At 48.5% G+C, this 23,313-nt stretch carries 21 protein-coding genes; 6 read left to right on the plus strand and 15 right to left on the minus strand.

Annotated elements, in window-relative coordinates; all coding sequences use genetic code 11:
* Nucleotides 1-204 precede the first annotated feature (204 nt).
* The gene (locus AC5I6P_RS29495; RefSeq protein WP_495697352.1) at nt 205-1,080 is read left to right on the plus strand and encodes a Tab2/Atab2 family RNA-binding protein; all 876 of its coding nucleotides are present in this window, start codon (nt 205-207) and stop codon (nt 1,078-1,080) included.
* A 98-nt stretch (nt 1,081-1,178) separates the two neighbouring features.
* Nucleotides 1,179-2,486 carry a TldD/PmbA family protein gene (locus tag AC5I6P_RS29500; protein ID WP_495697353.1) on the plus strand — a complete coding sequence of 436 codons (1,308 nt, stop codon included), beginning with the start codon at nt 1,179-1,181 and terminating at the stop codon, nt 2,484-2,486.
* On the opposite strand, the gene AC5I6P_RS29505 is transcribed toward AC5I6P_RS29500, so the two are convergent.
* The 6 genes from AC5I6P_RS29505 to AC5I6P_RS29530 form a co-directional block, all read right to left on the minus strand.
* Nucleotides 2,483-2,662 carry a hypothetical protein gene (locus AC5I6P_RS29505; RefSeq protein WP_495697354.1) on the minus strand — a complete coding sequence of 60 codons (180 nt, stop codon included), beginning with the start codon at nt 2,660-2,662 and terminating at the stop codon, nt 2,483-2,485. The genes AC5I6P_RS29500 and AC5I6P_RS29505 overlap by 4 nt on opposite strands.
* 145 nt (nt 2,663-2,807) lie before the next feature.
* On the minus strand, nt 2,808-3,977 hold the full coding sequence (locus AC5I6P_RS29510; protein ID WP_495697355.1) for a zinc-dependent alcohol dehydrogenase: 1,170 nt from the start codon (nt 3,975-3,977) through the stop codon (nt 2,808-2,810).
* Nucleotides 3,978-4,049: 72 nt separating this feature from the next.
* Nucleotides 4,050-4,472 carry a hypothetical protein gene (locus AC5I6P_RS29515; RefSeq protein ID WP_495697356.1) on the minus strand — a complete coding sequence of 141 codons (423 nt, stop codon included), beginning with the start codon at nt 4,470-4,472 and terminating at the stop codon, nt 4,050-4,052.
* Nucleotides 4,473-4,596: 124 nt separating this feature from the next.
* Nucleotides 4,597-5,766 carry a zinc-dependent alcohol dehydrogenase gene (locus AC5I6P_RS29520; RefSeq protein ID WP_495697357.1) on the minus strand — a complete coding sequence of 390 codons (1,170 nt, stop codon included), beginning with the start codon at nt 5,764-5,766 and terminating at the stop codon, nt 4,597-4,599.
* Between the two features lie 51 nt (nt 5,767-5,817).
* The gene (locus tag AC5I6P_RS29525; protein ID WP_495697358.1) at nt 5,818-6,522 is read right to left on the minus strand and encodes an SRPBCC family protein; all 705 of its coding nucleotides are present in this window, start codon (nt 6,520-6,522) and stop codon (nt 5,818-5,820) included.
* Between the two features lie 110 nt (nt 6,523-6,632).
* A complete protein-coding gene (locus AC5I6P_RS29530; RefSeq protein ID WP_495697359.1) occupies nt 6,633-7,730 on the minus strand; it encodes a DJ-1/PfpI/YhbO family deglycase/protease in 1,098 nt (365 codons plus the stop codon).
* Nucleotides 7,731-8,039: 309 nt separating this feature from the next.
* On the opposite strand from AC5I6P_RS29530, the gene AC5I6P_RS29535 reads away from it, so the two are divergent.
* The 3 genes from AC5I6P_RS29535 to AC5I6P_RS29545 all read left to right on the plus strand — a co-directional run bounded on the left by AC5I6P_RS29535 (nt 8,040) and on the right by AC5I6P_RS29545 (nt 11,419).
* Nucleotides 8,040-8,573 carry a DUF6335 family protein gene (locus tag AC5I6P_RS29535; RefSeq protein WP_495697360.1) on the plus strand — a complete coding sequence of 178 codons (534 nt, stop codon included), beginning with the start codon at nt 8,040-8,042 and terminating at the stop codon, nt 8,571-8,573.
* A gap of 56 nt (nt 8,574-8,629) precedes the next feature.
* Entirely contained in the window at nt 8,630-9,631 is a 1,002-nt protein-coding gene (locus AC5I6P_RS29540) for an SDR family oxidoreductase (RefSeq protein WP_495697361.1), read from the plus strand.
* 126 nt (nt 9,632-9,757) lie between these two features.
* Nucleotides 9,758-11,419: a RecQ family ATP-dependent DNA helicase gene (locus tag AC5I6P_RS29545; RefSeq protein WP_495697362.1), complete on the plus strand. Its 1,662-nt coding sequence runs from the start codon at nt 9,758-9,760 to the stop codon at nt 11,417-11,419.
* Between the two features lie 322 nt (nt 11,420-11,741).
* Here the strand turns inward: AC5I6P_RS29545 and AC5I6P_RS29550 are convergent, their stop codons facing one another.
* The 3 genes from AC5I6P_RS29550 to lysS form a co-directional block, all read right to left on the minus strand.
* Nucleotides 11,742-12,371, minus strand: coding sequence for a Uma2 family endonuclease (locus tag AC5I6P_RS29550; RefSeq protein WP_495697363.1), 630 nt, complete (start codon nt 12,369-12,371; stop codon nt 11,742-11,744).
* Between the two features lie 63 nt (nt 12,372-12,434).
* Nucleotides 12,435-14,243, minus strand: coding sequence for an ABC transporter ATP-binding protein (locus tag AC5I6P_RS29555; protein WP_495697364.1), 1,809 nt, complete (start codon nt 14,241-14,243; stop codon nt 12,435-12,437).
* Between the two features lie 6 nt (nt 14,244-14,249).
* Nucleotides 14,250-15,764, minus strand: coding sequence for a lysine--tRNA ligase (gene lysS / locus AC5I6P_RS29560; RefSeq protein WP_495697365.1), 1,515 nt, complete (start codon nt 15,762-15,764; stop codon nt 14,250-14,252).
* Nucleotides 15,765-15,869: 105 nt separating this feature from the next.
* On the opposite strand from lysS, the gene AC5I6P_RS29565 reads away from it, so the two are divergent.
* Nucleotides 15,870-16,127 (plus strand): DUF3574 domain-containing protein, encoded by a 258-nt coding sequence (locus AC5I6P_RS29565; RefSeq protein ID WP_495697366.1) that lies wholly within the window; start codon nt 15,870-15,872, stop codon nt 16,125-16,127.
* Here the strand turns inward: AC5I6P_RS29565 and AC5I6P_RS29570 are convergent.
* The 6 genes from AC5I6P_RS29570 to AC5I6P_RS29595 all read right to left on the minus strand — a co-directional run bounded on the left by AC5I6P_RS29570 (nt 16,124) and on the right by AC5I6P_RS29595 (nt 22,550).
* Entirely contained in the window at nt 16,124-18,088 is a 1,965-nt protein-coding gene (locus AC5I6P_RS29570; protein WP_495697367.1) for an ATP-binding protein, read from the minus strand. The genes AC5I6P_RS29565 and AC5I6P_RS29570 overlap by 4 nt on opposite strands.
* Before the next feature lie 34 nt (nt 18,089-18,122).
* Nucleotides 18,123-19,427: an AAA family ATPase gene (locus tag AC5I6P_RS29575; RefSeq protein ID WP_495697368.1), complete on the minus strand. Its 1,305-nt coding sequence runs from the start codon at nt 19,425-19,427 to the stop codon at nt 18,123-18,125.
* 94 nt (nt 19,428-19,521) lie between these two features.
* Complete coding sequence (locus AC5I6P_RS29580; protein WP_495697369.1) at nt 19,522-20,055, minus strand: methylated-DNA--[protein]-cysteine S-methyltransferase; 534 nt, start codon at nt 20,053-20,055, stop codon at nt 19,522-19,524.
* A gap of 25 nt (nt 20,056-20,080) precedes the next feature.
* Nucleotides 20,081-21,058, minus strand: a complete 978-nt coding sequence (locus tag AC5I6P_RS29585) for a methylenetetrahydrofolate reductase (RefSeq protein ID WP_495697370.1) — start codon at nt 21,056-21,058, stop codon at nt 20,081-20,083.
* A 120-nt stretch (nt 21,059-21,178) separates the two neighbouring features.
* Nucleotides 21,179-22,189: a tryptophan--tRNA ligase gene (gene trpS, locus AC5I6P_RS29590; RefSeq protein ID WP_495697371.1), complete on the minus strand. Its 1,011-nt coding sequence runs from the start codon at nt 22,187-22,189 to the stop codon at nt 21,179-21,181.
* Nucleotides 22,190-22,373: 184 nt separating this feature from the next.
* Entirely contained in the window at nt 22,374-22,550 is a 177-nt protein-coding gene (locus AC5I6P_RS29595) for a hypothetical protein (protein ID WP_495697372.1), read from the minus strand.
* Nucleotides 22,551-23,313 lie beyond the last annotated feature (763 nt).

Raw genomic sequence — 23,313 nt, forward strand, 5'->3', positions numbered from 1 at the left:
CACTGTTTCATTTTTATAGTTTGTTTCAATGAACTTCCCACGAGCACGTGTAGCCATCGGCATACACCGTTGTGAGAAACAACGATTAATTAACGCTCCAAGGTGTGATTGTGGTCAGCCAAGGTGCGATCGCCTTCTGTAGAAATTGCACTTCCATCACCCAATTGCAATAGGATTGCTATAAGACACCCCCGCTTTTAACTTATGACTACGATTTGGGAACTCGATTACTACTCTCGTCCAATCTTGGATGAGCAAAAGAAAAAAGTTTGGGAAGTGTTAATTTGTGAAAGCCCGACCACTGTAGATGCCCAGCCCGAAACCTTGTTTCGATTTTCGGAGTACTGTTCCAGTTCCCAGGTCAATTCAATTTGGCTGGCAAGCGCGATCGAAGAGGCGATATCTCGCGCTCCGAGTCCGCCCGATAAAATCCGATTCTTTCGACAGGCCATGAATAATATGATCATGACGGCCTGCAAAGAATTAAATGTCCCCGCTTACCTGAGCCGTCGTACCTACGCGCTCAATGCCTGGCTGCACGATCGCCTGCTCACGGTTTATCTAGAACATCCTGGCTATCAGGCGGCTGCCACTCCATCCGTGGCCTTTCCTATTACTCCCCCGCAGCCCTTACCGGATGCCTTAACGGGTCAGAAATGGATATTTGCCACCTTACCTGCAAATGCCTTGCAAGAGATGAATGACTGGTCGATCGAGTTTGGAGAAGCGTTTCCGCTAACGCTCGCCCAACTGGACGCAGAAACCCCTGTATCGGGACTGATTATCTACTCGTCTCGCGCCACAACCATGGCAGCTTGGCTGTCAGGATTAGAACTCGCAGATATCAAATTTGATCCAGCCTTGCCCAACCGGCTGCTGCTGGAAACCGGAATCAGCGATCGCTGGTTTCTTACGAGTTTAGATAAACAAACCAAACCTGAAGCCGAACAGTTTGAGATTGCCAAACAACAAGCAAACGGCGTTCACTTTCTCGCGATTCAAACCAGCCCTGATATTGAAGCCTTTGCAGGATTTTGGTTACTGCAAGACATCAACTTAGCATCCTCCACAAAAATCTAGACCATTCCCTAAAATCGGGGAAATAGGGGAATCGAATCATGGTTTGATGAAATGGGATTTCTCATTTGTCGTTCCAGCGTTTGCTCTGAGAATTTTTTATGACTTCTAGCAATGCTCAACACACTCTATCTGAACAGTTATTAACGTTGGCGCTGCGATCGGGCGCAGAAGCCGCAGAAGTCTTTCAGTCGCGATCGCTTTCGCGTCCCGTTTATTTTGAAGCCAATCGGCTCAAGCAACTCGAAAGTGCTCAGGCAGAAGGAACGGCACTCAGGCTTTGGAAAAGAGGGCGTCCGGGTTTGGCGGTAGCGTATGGAGATGTCGAGCCTCAAGCCCTCGTGGATCGAGCGATCGCGATTAGTGACCTGAACGAATCCGAAGAAATTGAATTATCTCCCGCTTCAAAACAAATTTATCCAGATGTGGGCGACGCTGTTACAGTCGAAACTCTAGTTGAATGGGGAAAACAAGCGATCGAACTCGTGCGCGATCGCTTTCCAGAAGTTCTCTGCGGCGGCGGGTGGGAGTGCGAAGCTGAGACCACTCGATTGATCAACTCCAATGGGCTAGATTGCGGCTACACCGACACCACCTTGAGCGGCTACTTAGAAGTGGAATGGGTGCGCGGAGATGACTTTCTCAATGTAGGCGATGGACAAACTGAGCGGGGCAACTTGAACCCCGACGCGATCGCACAGCAGGTTTTGCGTCGGTTGGAGTGGGCAAAAGAGAATACCTCGACTCCAACCGGGCGAGTGCCAATTCTGTTCACCTCTAAAGCGGCAGATATGCTGTGGGGCACTGTGCAAGCGGCATTAAACGGTAAGCAGGTGATTGAAGGGGCATCTCCCTGGAGCGATCGCTTAGGACAACAAGTCACTTCAGATGCCATCACCATCTCACAGCAACCCACCTCTGGCCCGTTTAGCTGTCCGTTTGATGATGAAGGAACGCCAACGCGACCAATTACATTTATCGATCGTGGCGTGCTGCAATTGTTCTACACCGATCGCACCGTCGGTAAAACCTTAGGAAGCGGCACAACAGGCAATGGCTTTCGATCGGGGTTGGGTAGCTATCCCACACCGGGATTGTTTAATCTCTTAATTCAACCGGGGTCGAAGTCGCTTGATCAGCTAATTGCAACGTTAGACAATGGGTTAATTCTTGATCAGATGCTGGGCAGTGGGGCCGGAATTTCGGGTGAATTTTCCATCAACGTCGATTTGGGCTACCGAGTGCAGAACGGTCAAATCGTCGGTCGCGTGAAAGACACGATGCTGTCGGGAAGCGTCTACACGGCGCTAAAAAGTTTAGTTGAGATGGGCGGAGACGCAGACTGGAATGGATCTTGTCATACCCCTTCCGTGATTGTAGAAGGACTGTCTATTACAGGACGGAGTTAGGGTCTTGCTGCTCCAATCAGGCCAGAGATGACGAACAAAATCATGCTGAGGGCAAGGATGGAAAGCTGCAGAGCGCTTCTGGTCGGAAGAAACAGAATTGCCGCGATCAGCAAAACGATACCCATCATAAAGATACTGAGCCACAGCCGATTTGGCTTACTGTCTCGATTAGTCACCTCAGACCTCCTATGCCTAGACTCTATATTTAGATTAGACTCTATGTCCAAACTAATGCTGTTTGATAACGTTTAAAGCAACGATAGGGATGTTTTACACAACATCCCTATCTGCGATTGGCTTCGCCAACTTTAATATTTAGATTTACGGCTTCAGAACAACTTTGATACAGTCCTCTTTTTTCTCCTTGAATATCTTGTATCCTTTGGGAGCATCTTCCAGCGAAAAACGATGCGTGATGATGAAAGAGGGATCAATGTCTCCGTTCTGAATTCGCTCCATCAGAGGGCGCAAATACTTGTGAACATGAGTTTGACCCATTTTCATCGTTAAACCTTTGCTAAACGCTGCCCCAAACGGAACTTTGTCCAACAGTCCGCCATAGACGCCCGGAATTGAGACAGTTCCGCCCTTGCTGCACGCCACCAAAATTTGCCGTAGCGCCGTTGGACGATCGGTTTCTAATCGAACAGCTTGTTTTGCTAAGTCGTAGAGCGCATCTACCCCAGCACCATGAGCTTCCAGTCCGACCGCATCAATACAAGAATCAGGTCCGCGTCCTCCAGTCATTTGCTTGAGTGCTTCGCCTGCATCGACTTCCTTAAAGTTGATGACTTCTGCACCACACTGCTCTTTCGCCATTTTCAGGCGTTCGGGAACCTCATCGATCGCAATTACTCTCTCGGCTCCGAGCATATAAGCGCTGCGGATGGCAAACTGCCCAACTGGGCCACAACCCCAGACCGCTACCACGTCCCCAGGCTGAATATCGCAATTTTCGGCTGCCATGTACCCGGTGGGGAACACGTCAGTTAGGAATAAAACTTGCTCGTCCGTCAGTCCTTCAGGAACTTTAAACAAACCTGTATCGGCAAAGGGTACGCGAGCATATTCTGCCTGACCACCAGCATAGCCGCCAAACAAGTGCGAATAGCCAAATAAGCCTGCCGCAGAATAGCCATAAAGGGCTTCTGCCATGAATTGATTGGGGTTAGAGTTGTCACACAATGACCACTTATCGCGGCGGCAGAAAGCGCAGTTGCCGCAGGCGATCGTAAACGGTACAACCACGCGATCGCCAATACTCAAGTTCTTTACAGCAGAACCCAGTTCGACGATTTCGCCCATGAACTCGTGTCCTAAAATGTCACCCGATTGCATGGTTGGGATCACACCATCGTATAGGTGTAAGTCAGAACCACAAATCGCTGTAGACGTAATTTTGATAATGGCGTCGCGAGGATTCAAAATCTTAGGATCAGGAACCGTATCTACTCGAACGTCCTTTGATCCATGCCAACAAACTGCTTTCATCTATTTAGTTTCTCCTGTAATTTACCTTTAGTAGACCTGGATCCTCGGCTGATTTTTCTAGTGATACCTAAATTAATCGTTAGAGTTACCCAAAACTTCGTTTGCTTTGCCCTTAATATCGTTTCCAAAATCTTTTGTACTTTGGGAAATAGGCTCATCAAGGTTGAGTTTTTCCTTGACGTTCTCAGCAATTTCTTCAAATTTATTTTGGGTGTTGCTAACGAGCGGATCTCTGCGATCGGGCTTGCCTGCCTCAACCCGCTCTCTCACTTCTTTTGCCGTGTCCAACGTCTCGCGATTACGGAGCTTATCAGAGGAGTCTGAAGCCCTCAGCTTTGCGCCTGCTTCTTGAGGACTACTCGACTCCTGAATGATAGTTTTAGCTTCCGAAGGGGTAATGGCAGCGAGGCTATAGTCGCTCGTACTAAACAGAATGCCAACAAATAGAAACACACTAGTTAATAGAACGGTTAGAGTTTTGCGTAGTTGCGTCATTGATTTTAGTAAATTATAGGTTTTGGTAAGTTGTACGAGTTGAACATTTCAATGAGCAACGCTGAATCAGCAGCTAAGATGTCTTGTCTGTTGTTTGACAGACAAGACATCTATTTCGGTAGCATCAGGGCCTCAGCAGCACCTTGATGCAGTTATCCCGCTTGTGCTTAAACATTTCGTAAGCTTGTTTGGCTTCAGTAAGGGGCATCTGATGAGTAAATACATCAGACGAATCGACATCACCATTCACAACATGTTCAAGCAATTTGGGCATGTACTTTTGTCCATACATTTGGCCCATGTTGATTTTCAAGCCTTTGTTAAAGGCTGCACCCATTGGCATCTTGTCGATAAATCCGGCATACACTCCCATGATGGAGAGCGTGCCACCTTTGCGACAAGCCAGGATCATTTGTCGGAGTACATGAGGACGATCGGTTTCAAGTCGAACCGCTTGCTTAGCTTCATCGTAGAAGCCCATTAAGCCCGTTCCATGTGCCTCTAACCCGACTGCATCAATACAGGCGTCTGGTCCTCTGCCGCCTGTCATTTCTTTCAGCGCTTCCCCTGCATCAATCTCTTCGTAGTTAATAATTTCGGCTTTGCTGTGGTTCTTTGCCATCGCCAATCGCTCAGGAATTCTGTCGATCGCAATGACTCGTTCTGCACCCAACAGGTAAGCACTCCGCATCGCAAATTGTCCGACTGGGCCTGCACCCCAAACCGCAATCACATCTCCGGGCTTAATATTGCAAAGATCAGCTCCCATATAGCCTGTGGGAAACGCATCTGAGACAGGCAAGGCTTGCTCGTCGCTCAGTCCGTCTGGAACTTTGACGCATCCGTAATCGGCAAACGGCACTCGCACATATTCTGCTTGAGCGCCTGCGTAGCCACCGAACAGGTGTGAATAGCCGAAGATACCGGCCGTTCCATGACCAAACAAAGGCTCTTGCATCCAGCCATTGGGATTGGAGTTATCGCACAATGACCATTCTTGATGTTGGCAGAAATAGCACTGTCCGCAACCAATAATGGAAGAAGTCACCACGCGATCGCCTCGCTTCAGTTTCCTGACTTCTTGACCGACTTCAACCACTTCTCCCATGAACTCGTGACCAATGATGTCACCCGGTTGCATCGAAGGAATGTAGCCATCGTAGATATGTAAGTCAGAGCCACAAATAGTAGTGGCTGTGATCTTTAAAATGGCGTCACGGGGATTGAGAATTTTTGGATCGGGTACGGTTTCAACCCGCACATCGTTAGCACCGTGCCAGCAAACGGCTCGCATAAGTTGTTTCGCTCCAAATTGATGTTGTTGAAATGTCCTTAACCTCTGGTCTTAACCTCGGGGTTGTCCGTCAGTCGTAGCAATCTCGCCTGCTTCCATCAGTTGCTTGAAGCGATTCAGTTCATCACCAATTTGCTGTTCCGGTTCTTCGCCAAACAGCTTAGCAGCGACAGCAGCTAGTGCCCCGCCAGGAACGCTGTATTCTAGAACGACCTTAACTTCAGTACCCCGGTTTCCGGGTGCAGGTTGAAAGCGGACGAATCCAGAGTTGTCAACGTCTGCTCCTTCGAGCGATGCCCACGCGATTAAATGGTTGGGCAGATCGTTGATGATGTCAGCGTCCCACTCAACTGTTTGTCCTAGCGGTGCGGTCGCGACCCAGTGGGAGCGGCGAGCATCTTGCACTGTCACAGATTGGAGGTGCTTCATAAATGTCGGCAACCGTTCAAAGTCGTGCCAGTAGTTGTACAACTCTTCGGCTGATCGGTTGATTGTGACCGTCTTTTCGACTTTGATGGCTTTGTTGGCTCCCACCGCGTCACCAACTTTATCTGTCAAGCTTTTGTCAGTCGTTGCGCCGTGATAAGCAAGACCACCGCCTGCGATCGCGGTTAAAATTCCCCGCAGCGATCGCTGTTGCAGTCCGGCTAACACCATCGCACCGCCTCCAATAATCGATGCCCATTTTTCGGTGTCCGACACGCCTACCTGCTGAGCGTCGGTAGAACTCGTGATTTTATTAGACTCAGTTTCCATTTGAATTCCTCTAAAAATTACTTAAATGCGCGAAGCAACCCCAGATGAGGAACGGATGACTTACCTAGAATGAATCATCCGTTTCATCCGCTTTTAATGTGTTGCTAGTCCTATCCCGCTGTAACCGAAGGACTGCTCGACGGTTGTGGAGATTGGGGGGCGCGATCGCCTAAACGATCTTTGTACATTTCAGCGATGCGAGCTTCGTCCCTAGCGAGAACAATTTCCATCTGATCGAAAATGTCAACGGTAGCCGGATCGGTAAGCTTGTTACGCAAGGCGTAAATATCGACAACGCCCGTTTGCATATCGCCCAACGCTCGGCGCAATATATCAATGTTGCTGCGATTATTTTGGAAAAATGCTTTGACATCAGCATAGAAATTGCTAATCGATGCGGCTAGAGACGGTTTATCTCCAAGGACGTTTAAGCGTGATTCTAGTAATTGAATATGCTGCTGTTTGTGGGCGCAGATTTCCTGAAAGAGTTCACGCATCGCTTCATCCGGCGCGTTATCGACATAATGTTGGAAGGCTTCGAGACTGTAGCGCTCTCCCGCGATCGCGGTGTTAATCGCTTGGACAATTTCGCTCTTGCTCGATCCGCCCCACTCTTCGCCCAGCTTCCACCAGCCTGCATCAGCATCAGCCACGTTCGGCAAGCTTGTGTCCGGGACACTAAGGTTTAAATATTGCAGAATTGCGGTTGTAAAAATTGGCAAGTCTCCCGGACGGCGAGAGGTAATTAAGTTGTCATCAATGACTAATGGCTCGTCAACAAAGACGGCTCCAGCATTCTGCATATCTTTACGAATTGCTCGGAACCCCGTTGCTCGAACGTTCTCCAGCATGTCGCCTTCGATCAGAACTTGAGGGCCATGGCACACAGAAGCTACCAAGATGCCCGCGTCTAGCGCCTCTTTGACAAAGTTGACGGTGTTCATGTTCGTCCGCATCTTGTCCGGTGCTTGTCCACCCGGAATGATCACCGCGTCGAAATCTGCTGCGATCGCTTCAGTCGTTGTGGCATCAGCTTTGACCGCCACCTTGTTCTGCTTACCTTTGTACTCTTCATTGATCCGAGAGCCAAGGACGACTACATTGGCTCCAGCCTTCTTCAGCGCATTGTAGGGAATCTGAAATTCTGCATCTTCAACGCCTTGCTCAATTAGAATTGCAACTCGTTTTGTCTCTGTCTGGGTCGTCATCACCATTCCTCCTTGGTCTTTACTTGTGTTTCTAAAATCTTTTATGAATGCTTCTCTTAGCAAACTGCACCGCGTTGAATGCTGTGACGCAGAGCAGGGTTTCTCATGCAGCACTGTTCAGCGTAGAATTTCTTGCGATCGCACCCCTCACTCTAGAGTGATAAGCCGTCCTCGCTCTTACGACGGATTCCCGCCGCAGAGCGCCCTGATCTGCCTATGTGAAGATTTGATACTTTCTTAAAATTCGCTACCGTTCAGGTAACTAAGAAAAAATGAAATTTAACCGTCTTGGACAGAGAGGTACTAATTATGACCAACGCAGGATATAGCCGGGATAGTTCTGGCTCCAGAAATCCCACGGACGAAACTGATTTAGACTCCTCTCTCCACAACTTGGGCGGCGACGTGGAAGATGAGGTAGACGCTGATGAAGCCGAGATCGACGCTACGTTCGATGAGAACGGCGAAGAATTGCCTCAGGAAATCACAGAGTCTTACGGAACTGGCGTCCATGAGCTTCCGGGCTACAACGCAGGGGGCCGGACGATGCGAAATCGTGCCGAAGAAATGAATGAAGCTACCCCAGAGCTGACGGGTGGTGATATTGATGCCAACTATGAACAAGCAAACGCTGTGGGTGATGAGTCGGTTGGTGGAACGGTGTCAACCCCTGATATGGATATCGTTGATGACTTGGGGAAAGCGGTCGGTCTAGAAATGGCTGACGCCAACTTTTTGCACACCAATGACATCTTAGAACAACGCGATGATCGTCGCTGGGAACTAGAACCAACCTCTTCGGAAGATTACGCTGAGAGACGAGATCTTGCCGAAGACGAGTAAATGCTGACTCCGTAGTTAAGCAAACATAAATTACATTACTGAAGAAACAAAAAACAATGAATTTGAAACCAATTGATCAACAAGTCGTCGCTGTTGTTGGCGCGTCGAGTGGTATTGGACGGGATACCGCTTTAAAGTTCGCTCAGAAGGGTGCAAAAGTAGTCGTCTCCGCTCGGAGCAAAGAAGGACTAGCAACCCTTGTCGAAGAAATTTCTAGAGCAGGCGGAGAAGCGATCGCAGTTCCGGCTGATGTCGCTGATTTTGAGCAAGTGAAAGCAGTTGCTGATAAAACGGTCGATCGCTTTGGTCGATTGGATACTTGGGTTCATACGGCGGCGATAGGACTGTTTGCGACGTTCGATTCGATTACGCCTGAGGAATTCAAGCGGGTGATTGACGTTAATCTGATGGGGCAAGTGCATGGTGCAATGGCAGCGTTGCCTCACCTCAAGCGAGAAGGCCGCGGTTCGCTCATTCACATCACCTCGGTTGAAGCCCGGCGATCGCTGCCGTTCCAAAGCCCTTATTCCTCTTCTAAGCATGGCGTAGAAGGGTTTCTAGACGCGATGCGGTTAGAGCTGAAGCACGAAGGCTATCAGATTAACGTGGCGAATATTTTGCCTGCGGTAATCAATACGCCGTTCTATACCAAAGGCAAGACGAAATTAGGTGTTAAGCCAACGGGTGTACCGCCTTATTACAATCCAAGTCTGGTGTCAGAAGCGATTCTGTATGCATCTGAGCATCAGGTTCGTGATTATATTGTGGGTGATGTTGGACGCATTCTTGATGTTGTACATAAAGTGTCTCCGGCGTTAACAGATGCATTGTTATTAGCGATCGGCTTCGCAGGGCAAAAGACCACGGAACCCAAAGCAGAAGATCCGAACAATTTATATGAACCGATTCAGGGCTACGATCGCGTAGAAGGTGACTTCAAGGGTCTTGAAATTCCTAGTTTTCTGGACAAGATTGATAAGAGTCCGGTTGCTACATTTGGGGCGCTGGCGATCGCAGCTCTTGGCGGTCTAGCCTTGCTGGGTGGATTGCGCGATTAGCCCGCAACTTCCAAAGACTTCCAACTCGCTCAAAACGATTTAACAACGATTCAATGTGATCTCCTCTTCGTAAACGGAAGAGGAGATCTTCCATGTCTAATAGCGGACTTGCTTTCTTTCATCACAATGGCGAAAAAACAGAAGCGCGTTTCAATTCAAAAAATCGCTCACGATCGCTTAGGATACGACGATTTGCGTCCGGGACAAGAAGCCGCGATCGCATCGATTCTCGAAGGTCACGATACGTTAGCGGTAATGCCAACCGGGTCTGGAAAATCGGCAATCTACCAACTGACAGCGGCTCAAATTCCGGGTTCGACGATTGTGATTTCGCCGTTGCTCGCATTGCAGCAGGACCAGTTGGATGCCATTTCAGAAGAAGAAAAAAGCATTGGTGCTGCTGCTGTCATTAACTCAACGATCTCATCGGCAGACCGGGAAGCTGCCTTCGAGCAATGGAACGAGGGGCAGCTAGAGTTTTTGTTTCTCGCCCCAGAGCAATTTGATAATCCTGATACGCTCGATCAATTGCAAACGAAACCGTCTTTGTTTGTCATCGACGAAGCGCACTGTATCAGCGAGTGGGGACACGATTTTCGACCTGCTTATCTTCGCTTAGATGCGGTAATTGAAGCATTGGGGCACCCAACTGTATTAGCGCTGACTGCGACCGCTTCTCCGCCTGTACGAGAGGAAATTGTGCAGCGCTTAGGGATGCACAATCCCCGCGTCATCGTGCGAGGATTTGACCGTCCTAACCTATGGCTGAGCGTTGACCGATTTGATGAGGAAGCTGAAAAGCAGGATGCTTTTGTAAAACGGATTCAACACCTACAGAAACCTGGCATTGTGTATGCGGGAACGCGCAAAGTGACAGAGCAACTTGCAACTTTGCTCAATCAGTCAGAAACCAACGCGTCTGGAAAAGCCTGCAAAGCTATTGCCTATCATGCTGGGATGAAGTCAAAAGAGCGCGAGCAGGCACAATTTGCTTTTATGAACGATGAAGTCGATGTGATTGTAGCAACGACTGCGTTTGGTATGGGCGTCGATAAACCCAACGTTCGCTTTGTTTTGCATTACAACATCAGCGATTCGATCGACTCGTACTATCAGGAAATTGGGCGGGCAGGACGCGATGGGGAACCGGCTTATGCGCTGTTGTTCTACACGCCTAAAGATTTGAATCTTCGGAAATTCTTTTCGGGTAGCGCTAAAGTCGATGCAGAAGAAGTGGTTCACGTTGCTGAACTTGTTAAAGGTCAACCGGAGCCGATCAAACCAGAAGACTTAAAGGAGCTAACGGATTTATCCAAAACGAAGCTCAAAACAACGCTCAATCAATTACAGGATGTCGGTGTTGTTGACCTGCTTTCAACGGGAGAAGTAATGGTTGTTGAAGATTCTCCCGAATTTTCAAAAGCGGCAGCGGAGGTGCTGCACGCTCAAGAACGAGCAGCGCATGTGGAGCGATCGCGCCTAGAGATGATGCGCGGTTATGCAGAAGTTCGTGATTGCCGTCGAAAATACTTACTTAATTACTTTGGCGAACAGCTTGATGAACCGTGTGGACATTGCGATAACTGCAAAGCAGGTATCACGGCAGACAACGAAGACAAATTGCAGCCGTATGAGATCAATAGCCGAGTTGAACACAATGCTTGGGGTGAAGGAACGGTGATGCGATATGAAGAAGATAAGGTCGTTGTTCTATTTGATGAGGTTGGCTATAAAACGCTCAGTGTTGCGACAGCATTAGTTCAACGGTTACTGAGAAAGGTTGAGTAGTCGAACCTTGTCGAAGAATTGCGGAGTCCAAAGACAGCAATCTAAACAGAACTATTCCTACCTGAGACAGGACTATTTCTAGTTGGAACAGGAACAATCGCTTTGTGAAGGAAGCGATCGCACTTCCAGTAGGAACACTCCTTATTGAGACAGAGATGTTCGCACTATTTCGAGATGTGATCGCTTTGCAGATCCATACGATCGCACTTCAATTAGAACTACTCCTATTTCAAGCAGGAACGATCGCACTTGAAGTAAGAACAGTTGCATTTCTAACCCTAAACGTGCACTTTGCGTATCGGAGATTCCCATTTTCGAGGCATTACTTCTGGTCAGCACCATTGAGCTCAGGTACGGCTAAATTCACCTCAACGTCTTCGTAAACGAGCGAAAGCGGACACCGAAAATCAATGCTAGTGAGATGAATTTCTAAGTCATCTGCGGATGTTTCTGAAAGATCATCTGGAGTGTAGGGACTCAGTTCCCAAGTGCCCCGATCGCTGCGACGGTAGCAGTCCACTCCTTTGCGATCGCACTCAACCACCACGTACTCTTGCAGACTGTCTAGCTGACGATAGCGCCGAAACTTTTCGCCTCGGTCATACCCTTCCGTGGATGGAGACAAGACTTCAATGATCAAGCAGGGGTAGCGCACCATTTTGATAGCAGTGCGATCGCGCTCATCACAACTCACCACAACATCTGGATAAAAGAAGGGTCCTTGCTCAGTAATGCCCACTTTGGCATCCGACATACGGACTTTGCACCTTTTGCCCCGAAGATGAGCTTTGAGCAAAGTAGTTAAGTTCACGGCGATGTCGTTGTGAGGCAATGTGCCCCCCGTCATGGCGTAAGCTTCGCCGTTAATGTATTCGTACTTAATTGGTTGTTGGGCTTCCCAGTCTAGATAGTCTTGGGGCGACAGTCTGAAGTCATCGCGATGGGCAATCATGGCAGAGACAAGAGTAACGACTATTGATATTGTCGCCTAGGGAAGAGGAACTGCGGACTGCGTTCATCGCAATCGCTCCTTCACTCCTGACTGGACTTGCCAAAGTTTGGCATACACCCCGCGTTGTTCCAATAGCTGCTCGTGAATTCCTTGTTCTACAATCTGCCCATGTTCGACAACATAGATCCGGTGCGCGTGACGAATGGTTGATAAGCGATGCGCGATCGCAATCGTTGTGCGATTTTGCGTAATGTGTTCCAGCGATCGCTGAATCGCGGCCTCAGTTTCGTTATCCACCGCAGAGGTGGCTTCATCCAAAATCAGAATCGGTGGATCTTTGAGAATAGCGCGTGCGATCGCTAACCTCTGTCGTTGTCCGCCTGATAGTTTCTGGCCGCGTTCGCCCACGATCGTGTCATAGCCGTGTGGAAGCTGGGCAATAAAGTCATGGGCTTCGGCTAATTTTGCCGCTCCAATCACCTCCGCACGGGTTGCATCAAAGCTGCCATACGCAATGTTTTCTGCCACTGTTCCATGAAACAGAAAGACATCTTGACTGACCCAACCAATGCAGCGTCTCAAGTCGTGTAACGTTAGCGATCGAATGTCAATATCATCCAGCAGAATCTGTCCCTGCTGAATCTCGTAAAATCGCAGCAGCAGCTTGACTAGCGTACTCTTACCAGAACCCGTCGAACCCACAATTCCGATCGTTTTTCCGGCAGGAATGTGCAGCGTTAAATTCTCTAGAGCATTCGCCCGACTGTTGTACGCAAAGGTGATGCGATCGAATAACACGTCGCCTCGAACGTGATGGACGGGCAAGCTACGATCTCCGGTTGGAATCGCGACGGGCGTATCGAGCAGATTCATCACGCGGTTGATTGATGCCATCGCTCGCTGATATTGATCCAAGGTTTGCCCCAAGCTGGTGAAGGGCCATAACAATCGTTGAATCGTGAACACCATAAAGCTGTATATTCCGACCGAAAGCTGACCATTCGCAGCTTGTAGTCCGCCCAAAAACAGCGTTGCAGTGAATCCGATCAAAATGATAAATCGAATGAGAGGCACAAATCCAGCACTCAGAGCAATGGTTCTGCGATTGCTGCCACGATACGCTTCACTTTCGGCGCTGACGCGATCGCGCTCATACGCTTCGGCGGTAAAACTCTTAATCGTTGCAATTCCAGACAAATTATTGGCTAACCGACTGCTGATGAGTCCCGCTTTTTCTCGCACATCAGCATATCGCGGGGCAAGCCGTTTTTGATACGCCAACGTGCCCCAGATGATAAACGGAATGGGCAGCATCGCCCACCATGACACTTCAGGCGCAACGATAATCAGCGTTCCTCCAATCGTGATCACTGTCGTCACGAATTGCAGAATGTCATTTGCGCCGCGATCGAGAAAGCGTTCGAGTTGATTAATATCGTCGTTCAAAATCGAGAGCAATGTGCCAGTACTGCGCTCCTCAAAAAAGCCGAGTTCTAGCTCCTGCAAATGAGAATATGCCTTCATTCGCAAATCATGCTGGATCGTTTGAGCAAGATTCCGCCAGCGTAGCTCCAAGGCATACTCAAACAACGACTCTAAGCCCCAAATCATTAGGGTGAGCAGTGAGAGAACGGTGAGTTGACTCGTGATGCCTGTGACGCCAAGATTGCCGAGCCAAGACTGTTCTCGTTTCACAACAATATCGACTGCCATTCCAATTAGAAACGGCGGCGCAAGGTCGAAGACTTTATTCAGAATCGAGTAGATGCTGGCTTGAACGATCGGTTTTCGATAGGCGCGATTGGCGTTGCCAAGCCCCGAAGGGTCGTAGCGAATCAGTCGCTGAAGCGGATGAATAGTGCTTGAACTCATTAAAACTTAGGTCTCCTCTGGCTCTCCTTTTTCTGGCTTCAGCAATGGAAATGCAATGACATCGCGAATACTAGGAGAGTTAGTCAGCAACATGACTAAGCGATCGATACCAATGCCTAGTCCCCCCGTTGGCGGCATTCCATACTCCAACGCGGTTAAGAAATCTTCGTCAACGCCCTGCGCTTCGAGGTCTCCGGCGGCTTTTCGAGCAGCTTGGGCTTCTAAGCGATCGCGCTGATCTAACGGATCGGTTAACTCTGAGAAACTATTTGCCGTCTCCCGTCCCACAATAAACAACTCAAACCGCTCTACCAGTCCAGGCTTCGAGCGATGCGGTTTTGCCAATGGAGAGATCTCAACCGGATAGTCGAGGATAAACGTTGGCTGAATCAGCGTTTCTTCTACCGTTTGCTCAAATGCTTCGTTTAGAATTCTGCCAATCGACTCACACTTATCAATGTCGTGAAGTCCCGCTTGCTTCGCCGCCGCTTTCGCCTCTTCTACCGTCGCAAACTGCGTGAAATCAAGTCCTGATTTCTCCTTCACCACGTCATGCATCGTGACACGTCGCCAAGGTGGAGTCAGATCAATCTCTTGATCTTGATACGTGATCTTTAACGAGCCTAAAACTTCCTGAGTCACCGTTGTAATTAAGGCTTCAGTCAGATCCATCATGTCGCTGTAGTCAGCATACGCTTGATACACTTCGATAGAGGTGAACTCTGGGTTATGGCGCGTCGAAATGCCTTCGTTGCGAAAGATGCGACCGAGTTCAAACACTTTCTCAAATCCGCCGACAATCAGGCGCTTTAGGTGCAACTCAGTTGCAATCCTTAAGTAAAGCTCCATCTCCAGCGTGTTGTGATAAGTGACAAACGGACGCGCATCCGCTCCTCCGGCTTCTGAGTTCAGAACAGGCGTTTCAATCTCAATGAAACCTCGCTGATCCAAATAGCGGCGCATTCCGGCTGTGACTAATGCTCGCTTCCTAAACGCATCGCGTACTTCAGGATTTACGATCAAATCAACGTAGCGTTGACGATAGCGTTTTGCAACGTCCGTTAATCCATGCCATTTGTCAGGTAATGGTAATAACGATTTCGTGAGCATTGTGTATTCTTGCACATACACCGATAGTTCACCTTTCTCGGTGCGCTTAATGGTTCCTTTTGCGCCTAAAATATCGCCCGCATCGGTCAACTGCTTCAGATGCTCAAAGGCTTCTGCATCCTCAGAACCCATGTGCTCTTGAATGCGTTTCTTCTCCAGATAAAGCTGAATCGATCCGGTTTCGTCTTGCAAGGTAAAGAACGCTAGCTTTCCGAAGACTCGACGTGCCATGATGCGACCCGCGATCGCAACTTCGATTTCTACTTCTTCTCCACTCGGCAACTCCGCAAATTTTGCCTGCAACTCCGCTGCATGATGGGTCGATTTCCATCCATAAGCATAGGGATTCATGCCCAATTGCTTGAGTTGCTCAGCTTTTTCGATTCGAGTGGCACGGAGTTCTTCTGACATGACGTTGATGTTCGCTAATCGCAGTCTCCAATTATAAAGCGATTTTTCAAAGGACTGATTCAAACTTGCAAACTCAGCTCATTCAATGTCCTGAAGGTCAGGATCTTGAGGGTCGGCCTTCCTCTTTTCTTAGAAGGTCTGACCTTGTTAATAGGCACAGGTCAATTTCAAACCTCGACTGGAACGGTTACCAAAGAACGAGCGAAGCTCTTAATATTGCTCTATCTGTCTGGCAACGATCCCGTGGAGCTTGGCGGAGCCAATCGCAACAGAGCCGTCGAGCAAATTCGGAAAGCTTATAAAAATGCCTTTAAACAGGAGTCAGTGCTGCGGGTTGATGAGCCGTTGTGCGCGTCCTTTTAACGGTTCGAGTGATTTTCTGGTTCAGCAGAATCTTCTTTGCCAAACGTTTTTGCAATGACTTTATCGACAAAATCGGTGACGGTCTGCGCGATCGTAGATGGCAAATTCTTAGAAAACCACCGATGAACATAGACTAACGTCGGGATATCCACTTCTTTCTCATTAAAGATTTCTTTCTGTAGATCATCTAACCGCTCTAACGCTTTGCCTTTAATATCGCTCGGCGCTTCGGCTTGAACCTGGCTAACTAATCGCGCAAAGTTGTTCTCCAGCATCGCAAAATCTAGATCTTGCACCTTCAATTCAGTCGTGCTTTTTGTAGCAACATGTCCATTGCCATTTGTTAGAGAGTTTACTTTGAGCTTCTCATCTAACTGTTTTGCCCTACGAACTTGTTCTAACAGTTCTTGTCCTTCTTTAACAGGTTCAAGAGCTAGGGCATCTCTTAACCGTGCGATCGCGTCATCAAACTGTCCTAGATCTCTCAACTGCGCTGCATAATTCAAAAACGTCCTGATGTAGACATCCCTGACCCGAACCGGATCGATTAAATACGCCCGTTCGTAATAGACGATTGCTCGCGCAAACTCCTCCAAGTCAGCAAATGTTGAAGCCAATTCCAACAGCGCTTCAAAATGATTGGGATTCAGTTTTAATGCTCGATCAAGCAGCGTTGCGGTTCTAGGTGTCGCTCCGCGATCAGCGCGATCGCGCTTCGCCTGTTGGTACAAAGCGTCGGCTTCAGGACTCAGCATACTGAGTTCTTTAATCTCTTTACGAATCGGATGCCTGCCGACCAACCACCGACGCACCAGTTCGATCGTGACTCGGTAGGTCGAAATGCTGGGTGGGATCGTTGCTGAGCGAACCCGTGGACGATGAGAACTAGACGCTTGCAGAAATTTCCAGTTCACAAGATTGAGAATGCTGCGGCGGATGTCACCGGTCACAATCACACCACACTCACCCAACAATTCGAGCGGCTCTATCTCTGTAAATTCCAGCGACAAATCACCCAGATTCGCGGCTAACTTCAGTTCTGGAACTTCGGCAGCGGCTGAAAACACCACTCGTTCTGGAAGCGGAATGCCATCCCAAAACCAAGCCAGTCCCCCTTCTCCAAACTCAATTGCCCGGTCAACGATCTTCTTGACATCATCACGAATGACCTTCCACCGCCCTTCTTCTCGTGCATTAATAAACAGCGAGAAGCAAAGCATTTGGGTGAAATAAGGATGTCCCGCAGAAAGCTCTAGAATGGCGTCGATCGCACCCGGAAAGAACTCTAAAATTTTCTCAGCCGGTTTAGTAATTAACTTCTCGGCGCTGCGTCGATCGAGCAGTCCCACTTCCTGGTAAGGCGCTTCCCGAAACAGAGTGAGCAGCGATCGTAAGTCCGTCAGTTGCCGTCCCACAACTGGAATGATGTATAGATCCCGGTGCTGATACACTTCTGCCTGCAAGAATGGAAACAGATGACCTGCCGCATCCGTCATATCAGGTCTGTAGTCTCCTACGGCATCAAATTCATCGAGCAGCAGCACAATGTTCTTCACGCCTAGCACTTGCCGCAAATTTGGTAAGAAGCGATCGACAAACAGCTGAGGCTGCTCGGTCAACTCTGCGATCGAAGGGACCTCGACTTGATCTTTGAAGCGATCAAAATAATCGAGGGAATCCCGCGCCAGTTCGTGTAGCACCATGCCAAGAGGTTTGCGGCTATCTCCTTCGAGTGAAAGCGGCACAAACTCAAAATCCTTCAGCTTCACAAAGTGCGGGATCTGCGCTAACACAGATGATTTTCCAATCCGGCGTTGCCCGTGGAGCAAAATCACCTGCGCCCCTTGCAGCAAATTATCCTGAATAAATTCAAACAGGGTCTCCCGTCCGAAAAACATCTCCGGCTCTACGATAGGACGACCAATAATATAAGGATTTTTTCGACCGAACGAATCGCTCATATACCAAAGATAAAATGTTATCTACCCGGTCAACCTACCCTTGCATGAAGCCTTTAGGCAATGCTGTCGATAGCTTCCCTAACCATGCCAGGATCGAGGGCACTGCTTCCTTGTGCTGCCACAACCACCGAATCGCCGCTGTAACATTCTCCGCTTGGCGATGACTCATCAAGTTGAGAAATCCTTTTTGGCGGGCTTGCAGAGAGGCTTCATCACTATTTTCAATCTCTTTGATCACCCACCACTCCATTAGCGACGAGGCAAATTGATAGACTTTCTGACCGTCATGCACCTGATAGAAGACCACTCCACGTTCCTCTAGATCCCTTAATTCTCGCTCTTTCTGACTGAAAATGATATCGACATCGCCCAAATCGTAACGTTTGTCGAGGATTCGACCTTTGAGGTTGACTAATGCCAGTAGCATTAATAACGTTTGTTCAATCTCGGTAGACAGATTCCAAACGTCCTCAAAATAGTGTTCCGTCATTTGCTGAAAATCTTTCGCAAAGTTGTCCGCTTGAGGCACATGTCCGGCACGAAGTTCTCGATATAACAGAAATCCAGCATTCTGTAACAGTAATGGATTTCCGTCAGCGACTTCGCGAATGCCCTCTCGCAAGGCAGGGGTCATCGGCATTCCGCCCAGCAAACCCGCGACTTCGGTTTCACTAAACGATTTGAGCGGTTGAAAGAGGTAGTGGTTATACCAAGGAGATCCGTCGGGCTTGAGTTTTGGACCGAGTTCGTTTAATCGCCGCAGCGACGTAACGACCATTGAGAGAAATTGCCGCTCTCGCGAATGAGAGGCAAGGTTGCGACAATCGCTCAAAAACACCATAACCTCTTGATCCCTATAGTTCTCGTGGGGACGAAGGGCGACATCATAATCATCCACGAGCAGCAGCAAAAACTTTCCTTTTTTGCCTAGCTCTCGCAAAATATGTCTGAGACAATCTTTATTGGTATCGCCTCTGTCGATCAATTTAGCCACGTCTGCCTCGATATCTGGTTCATCGCTCAGTTGCTCTTTCAGCAGAACGAACACTTCCCGCCAGAAATGAGTGGCTGTAAACGGTTCGATGCTGAGACAACTGAGAATGACGATGACTGCATTCGATGGATCGTGCCCCCGCAATTTCCAAGCTGGAGGCGATGCCAACAGTTCTAGAAACGATGATTTTCCGATTCCTGGACCGCCCCAAACCGCTAAGTTACTTCGACTAAAGATCTGATCGAACGCGGTTTCGATCTCGCTGGTGCGTCCAATGAATTTGAGAGGCGGAACAGGGTTGCCTACAACATAGGGGTTTTGGGGTAATTCGGGACTATCGGTCATAATCGACGCAATTTATTCCAGCAGAATTTCTCCGATCGTAGCTCTAGAATCTCAACTGTGTCAGCATCTCTTTATGCTATCGAGACTACCCGCATCAATATCCCTCTACGCCTTCATGCTGGAGCAACCAGCGTTTACGCTCCAAGCCTCCTGCATATCCAGTTAGTTTTCCATTCGCTCCAATGACGCGGTGGCAAGGCAGCACAATGCTGATTGGGTTGAGAGAATTGGTCATGCCTACGGCTCGATAAGCTGTGGGTCGCCCGATCGCGTGCGCTAACTGTCCATATGTCCAAACCTGTCCGACAGGAATGGTTCTTAGTGCCAACCAAACCTGTTGCTGAAACGGTGTTCCGCCTAAGCTAAGAGGAATATTATCTAAACTGAAAAAGTTGCCCGATAGGTAAGAGTGGAGAGCATCACAGATGCTTTGTGGATTTGATGTTGGAATCAGCTCTACTTGCCCAAACCGCTGCTCAAGCAGGCGCATCATCCGCGCTTCATAGTCGGAGAAGTCTACTGCATAAAGGCTTTCGCCATTTGAAACGACGAGAATGTGACCCAACGCAAACGGAATCGAATCAACAAAGAGTTGCTTTGCCTGAGTAGCGACAGTAGGCTGAATCATATTGACTGTCTTAAACTTGACCGACTTAAACGCTGACGCCATTATGACGCATTGCTTCTACTTCTACAGAGGGCTTGCTCAAGGGCGCAATGCCAGCCAAATCTAGAACTTGTGGAATTAAGTCTTCTCGCTTAACGGCCATCATGTGAACCCCCTGGCATAGGTCTTTTGCAAGTAAGACTTGTTCTGCCGCGATCGCAACTCCTTCTAACAACGGATCAGACGCCTTCTCCAATCGCTCAATAATATGCTCTGGAATGTTTACTCCTGGCACAGCCCGATTGATGAATCGAGCATTCTTTGCCGACTTCAATAAAAATATTCCAGCAAGAACAGGTTTTCCTGCACCTTTGGCGATCCCCGTCATAAATTGATCCAATCGATCAAAATCAGTGATTAATTGGCTTTGAAAAAACTGTGCGCCTGCTTCTAGTTTGCGCTCAAAGCGTTTTTGCAAGCCTGACCAACTGCCACATTGGGGATCAACAGCGGCCCCAGAAAATAGTTCAGTCGCACCATCCGTTAAAGGTTGATCGTTCCAATCCAAGCCGCAGTTGAGTTTATCAATCATTTTCAACAATCGAACCGATTCGAGTTCAAACACGCCCCGCGCCGTTGGATGATCCCCTGCTTTTACGGGATCGCCCGTCAGCGCTAATACGTTCCGAATGCCTAGCGCCTGCGCTCCCATTAAATCGGCTTGCAGGGCAATGCAGTTGCGATCGCGACATGCCACCTGATAGATCGGTTCTATTCCCTGCTGCAACAACAGCGCCGCCGACACCAGCGACGACATCCGCATCACTGCTCGGCTACCATCTGTAATGTTGACGCCATGAACTCTTCCTTTCAGTATGTGCGCCATCGCCAACATGTGGGATGGGTCAGCCCCCTTTGGCGGAGCGACCTCTGCCGTAATCAGAAACTCTCCTGCTTCAGCCGCTGTCCGAAATGCAGAAAGCGGGGCTTGACCATAAGATTTGGCAAATCGGAAGTTTGTCATGGGCGATTAGGGATGGATTGCATTTGCTCTAGGGTATCGGTTGTCTACTCAGAATTTGAAGCAACCGCCCGAAACCTTTACAAGAAATTAACGTATCTAGAGTGACACTATTAGCGTCTTCTAGCTGGGCAATGTGTATCCCAACGCTTTCTTGGCTTTGTTCAGTGTTTGGTTTGCGATCGCAGAAGCTTTCTCACGTCCCGATCTCAACACTGACTCTAAGTATCCCTGATCGTCCATGATGGCGTCGTACTTCTCCTGGATGGGTTTGAGCGCTGCGATCGTTGTTTCTGCTAGCAACGGTTTAAACTGTCCCCAGCCCATATCCTGACACTCTGTTGCCACCTCGTCTTTGCTTTTGCCCGAAAGCAACATGTAGAGCGTCAGCAAATTGTTACACTCCGGGCGCTCTGGATCGCCAAAGGTTAGACCTCGAATCGGATCAGTTTTGCAGCGCTTAATTTTGTTTTGGATTGCCTCGGGTGGATCGAGCAGATTGATGCGGCTCAACTCCGATGGATCCGACTTCGACATTTTCTTTGTGCCATCACTAAGGCTCATCACCCGCGCGCCTTCTGCCCGAATTAATGGCTCCGGGCGCTTGAGAACGGGTGCTTTTGGCGTCGCAAATTTGTGGTTAAAGCGATCGACAATATCTCGTGTGATCTCTAAGTGCTGTTTTTGGTCTTCTCCCACCGGAACTTTATCGGGTTCATACAGCAGAATGTCCGACGCCATCAAAACCGGGTAGGTCAGCAACCCGGTTCCTACGTCCTGACCTTGTTTGATCGCTTTCTCTTTGAACTGGATCATGTCTTCCAACCAGTTCAACGGAGTGACACAACTGAGTAACCAAGCGAGTTCTGTATGAGCAGGAACGTGAGATTGAACGAAAATTGTCGTGTGTTGCAGATCCAAACCACAGGCTAAATACACCGCCGCCATTCTGTAAGTGTCAGCCGCCAGCGTAGACGGGTCGTGGGGCACAGTAATTGCGTGTAGATCTGCTAGAAAGAAATAATTCTCGTATTGGCTTTGTCCCTCAACCCAGTTGCGAATTGCACCTAGATAGTTGCCTAAATGCAGATTACCAGTGGTCTGAATACCTGAGAGAACTCGCTGCTTGGTCATAACCGTGAAGATGGCTCAGAAAAAACAATCAGTACAATGAACTGTATCAAATCCTTTAGCCCTTACCGTTGAGGTTTGCGGCTAGAAGGAATCCTTCAGTGTACCTATTTTAGGGCGTCTCCCTGAGCTTACCTTAGTGAGATCTCAAAGCAAACGGATTTAGATTGAAGCTAAGTGTCTAAGCCTAAAGTTTTTGCTCACCGGACGAGAAGAACCAGTTTTTGATGGTGATACTCAGCCAGAACCAATGGAACCAACCAATCGCAGCTACAGAGAAAACCCAGCCCTCTGCAATGTCCTCTTCACTAATCTTGCCTGAAACTAAATCAAGCCAAATAAAAGGCGCAAATAGGAGTGACATTAAATATTGCAGTGGGCCAACTAATGTTGGAAGACTAATTATTGCAGGTAGAAGCCATATCAAAAGTGCTGTGATGCGCTTACTCGGGAGTGATTTACAGGAACTATAAACTAGAGCAGGAATAGACTGAACTAGAAATAATGGAATTTAACTACCCCCAAGTGTTGACAAGGATGTGATGACACCAAGACGATTGAGGTGGTTAAGAAATAAAGGAAAGGGGATCAGAACTCCTGGCAGTTGGCCTAGATTCTCTGAAACGACTTGGCGACCAATGACTCCAAGAGCTAATGTCACAGACTGAAACCAGCTAATACTCAAAACACAAAATAGAAGCCAAGAACGACGTTCTAACCAATAAGCTGAGGTTTTTACAAGATTTTGTAGCTTTCTCACTAGACTCTACCTGCTTCTGATACCAATTAGCCTAATGCTCAGGTTATGCGCTTTGATTACGCGGAAAGGTAAGTAACTGGAATCTGCTCAGTTTGTTCAGGTGGCTTTCCTTCAGTTGCAACAGCATAAACGGTATGAAGAATGTCGGCTGAGTAATGTTGATTGTCGCAATGAGGACAAACGCAGACTATACATCTTCAAGAATCACAAATCCATTTCTATGCTTAAGCGATCGCAGTTAGGCGAACCTTCTTCAAACCAGAATTGCTGAACGCGCGATCGCTATTAACGTTTTCATATAAACGGGGATGTCTAGTGCAGGGTCAAGACTAAGAATTAGGGTTGGCAAATCCACACTAATCGGCGA

Source organism: Myxacorys sp. (genome assembly GCF_059501405.1).

What these genes read in the sequence shown, in the direction of transcription:
- AC5I6P_RS29495 (WP_495697352.1), top strand. Translation starts at nt 205, where the DNA reads ATGACTACGATTTGGGAACTCGATTACTACTCTCGTCCAATCTTGGAT.
- AC5I6P_RS29500 (WP_495697353.1), top strand. Translation starts at nt 1,179, where the DNA reads ATGACTTCTAGCAATGCTCAACACACTCTATCTGAACAGTTATTAACG.
- AC5I6P_RS29510 (WP_495697355.1), bottom strand. Translation starts at nt 3,977, where the DNA reads ATGAAAGCAGTTTGTTGGCATGGATCAAAGGACGTTCGAGTAGATACG.
- AC5I6P_RS29515 (WP_495697356.1), bottom strand. Translation starts at nt 4,472, where the DNA reads ATGACGCAACTACGCAAAACTCTAACCGTTCTATTAACTAGTGTGTTT.
- AC5I6P_RS29520 (WP_495697357.1), bottom strand. Translation starts at nt 5,766, where the DNA reads ATGCGAGCCGTTTGCTGGCACGGTGCTAACGATGTGCGGGTTGAAACC.
- AC5I6P_RS29525 (WP_495697358.1), bottom strand. Translation starts at nt 6,522, where the DNA reads ATGGAAACTGAGTCTAATAAAATCACGAGTTCTACCGACGCTCAGCAG.
- AC5I6P_RS29530 (WP_495697359.1), bottom strand. Translation starts at nt 7,730, where the DNA reads ATGACGACCCAGACAGAGACAAAACGAGTTGCAATTCTAATTGAGCAA.
- AC5I6P_RS29535 (WP_495697360.1), top strand. Translation starts at nt 8,040, where the DNA reads ATGACCAACGCAGGATATAGCCGGGATAGTTCTGGCTCCAGAAATCCC.
- AC5I6P_RS29540 (WP_495697361.1), top strand. Translation starts at nt 8,630, where the DNA reads ATGAATTTGAAACCAATTGATCAACAAGTCGTCGCTGTTGTTGGCGCG.
- AC5I6P_RS29545 (WP_495697362.1), top strand. Translation starts at nt 9,758, where the DNA reads ATGGCGAAAAAACAGAAGCGCGTTTCAATTCAAAAAATCGCTCACGAT.
- AC5I6P_RS29550 (WP_495697363.1), bottom strand. Translation starts at nt 12,371, where the DNA reads ATGATTGCCCATCGCGATGACTTCAGACTGTCGCCCCAAGACTATCTA.
- AC5I6P_RS29555 (WP_495697364.1), bottom strand. Translation starts at nt 14,243, where the DNA reads ATGAGTTCAAGCACTATTCATCCGCTTCAGCGACTGATTCGCTACGAC.
- lysS (WP_495697365.1), bottom strand. Translation starts at nt 15,764, where the DNA reads ATGTCAGAAGAACTCCGTGCCACTCGAATCGAAAAAGCTGAGCAACTC.
- AC5I6P_RS29570 (WP_495697367.1), bottom strand. Translation starts at nt 18,088, where the DNA reads ATGAGCGATTCGTTCGGTCGAAAAAATCCTTATATTATTGGTCGTCCT.
- AC5I6P_RS29575 (WP_495697368.1), bottom strand. Translation starts at nt 19,427, where the DNA reads ATGACCGATAGTCCCGAATTACCCCAAAACCCCTATGTTGTAGGCAAC.
- AC5I6P_RS29580 (WP_495697369.1), bottom strand. Translation starts at nt 20,055, where the DNA reads ATGATTCAGCCTACTGTCGCTACTCAGGCAAAGCAACTCTTTGTTGAT.
- AC5I6P_RS29585 (WP_495697370.1), bottom strand. Translation starts at nt 21,058, where the DNA reads ATGACAAACTTCCGATTTGCCAAATCTTATGGTCAAGCCCCGCTTTCT.
- trpS (WP_495697371.1), bottom strand. Translation starts at nt 22,189, where the DNA reads ATGACCAAGCAGCGAGTTCTCTCAGGTATTCAGACCACTGGTAATCTG.
- AC5I6P_RS29595 (WP_495697372.1), bottom strand. Translation starts at nt 22,550, where the DNA reads ATGTCACTCCTATTTGCGCCTTTTATTTGGCTTGATTTAGTTTCAGGC.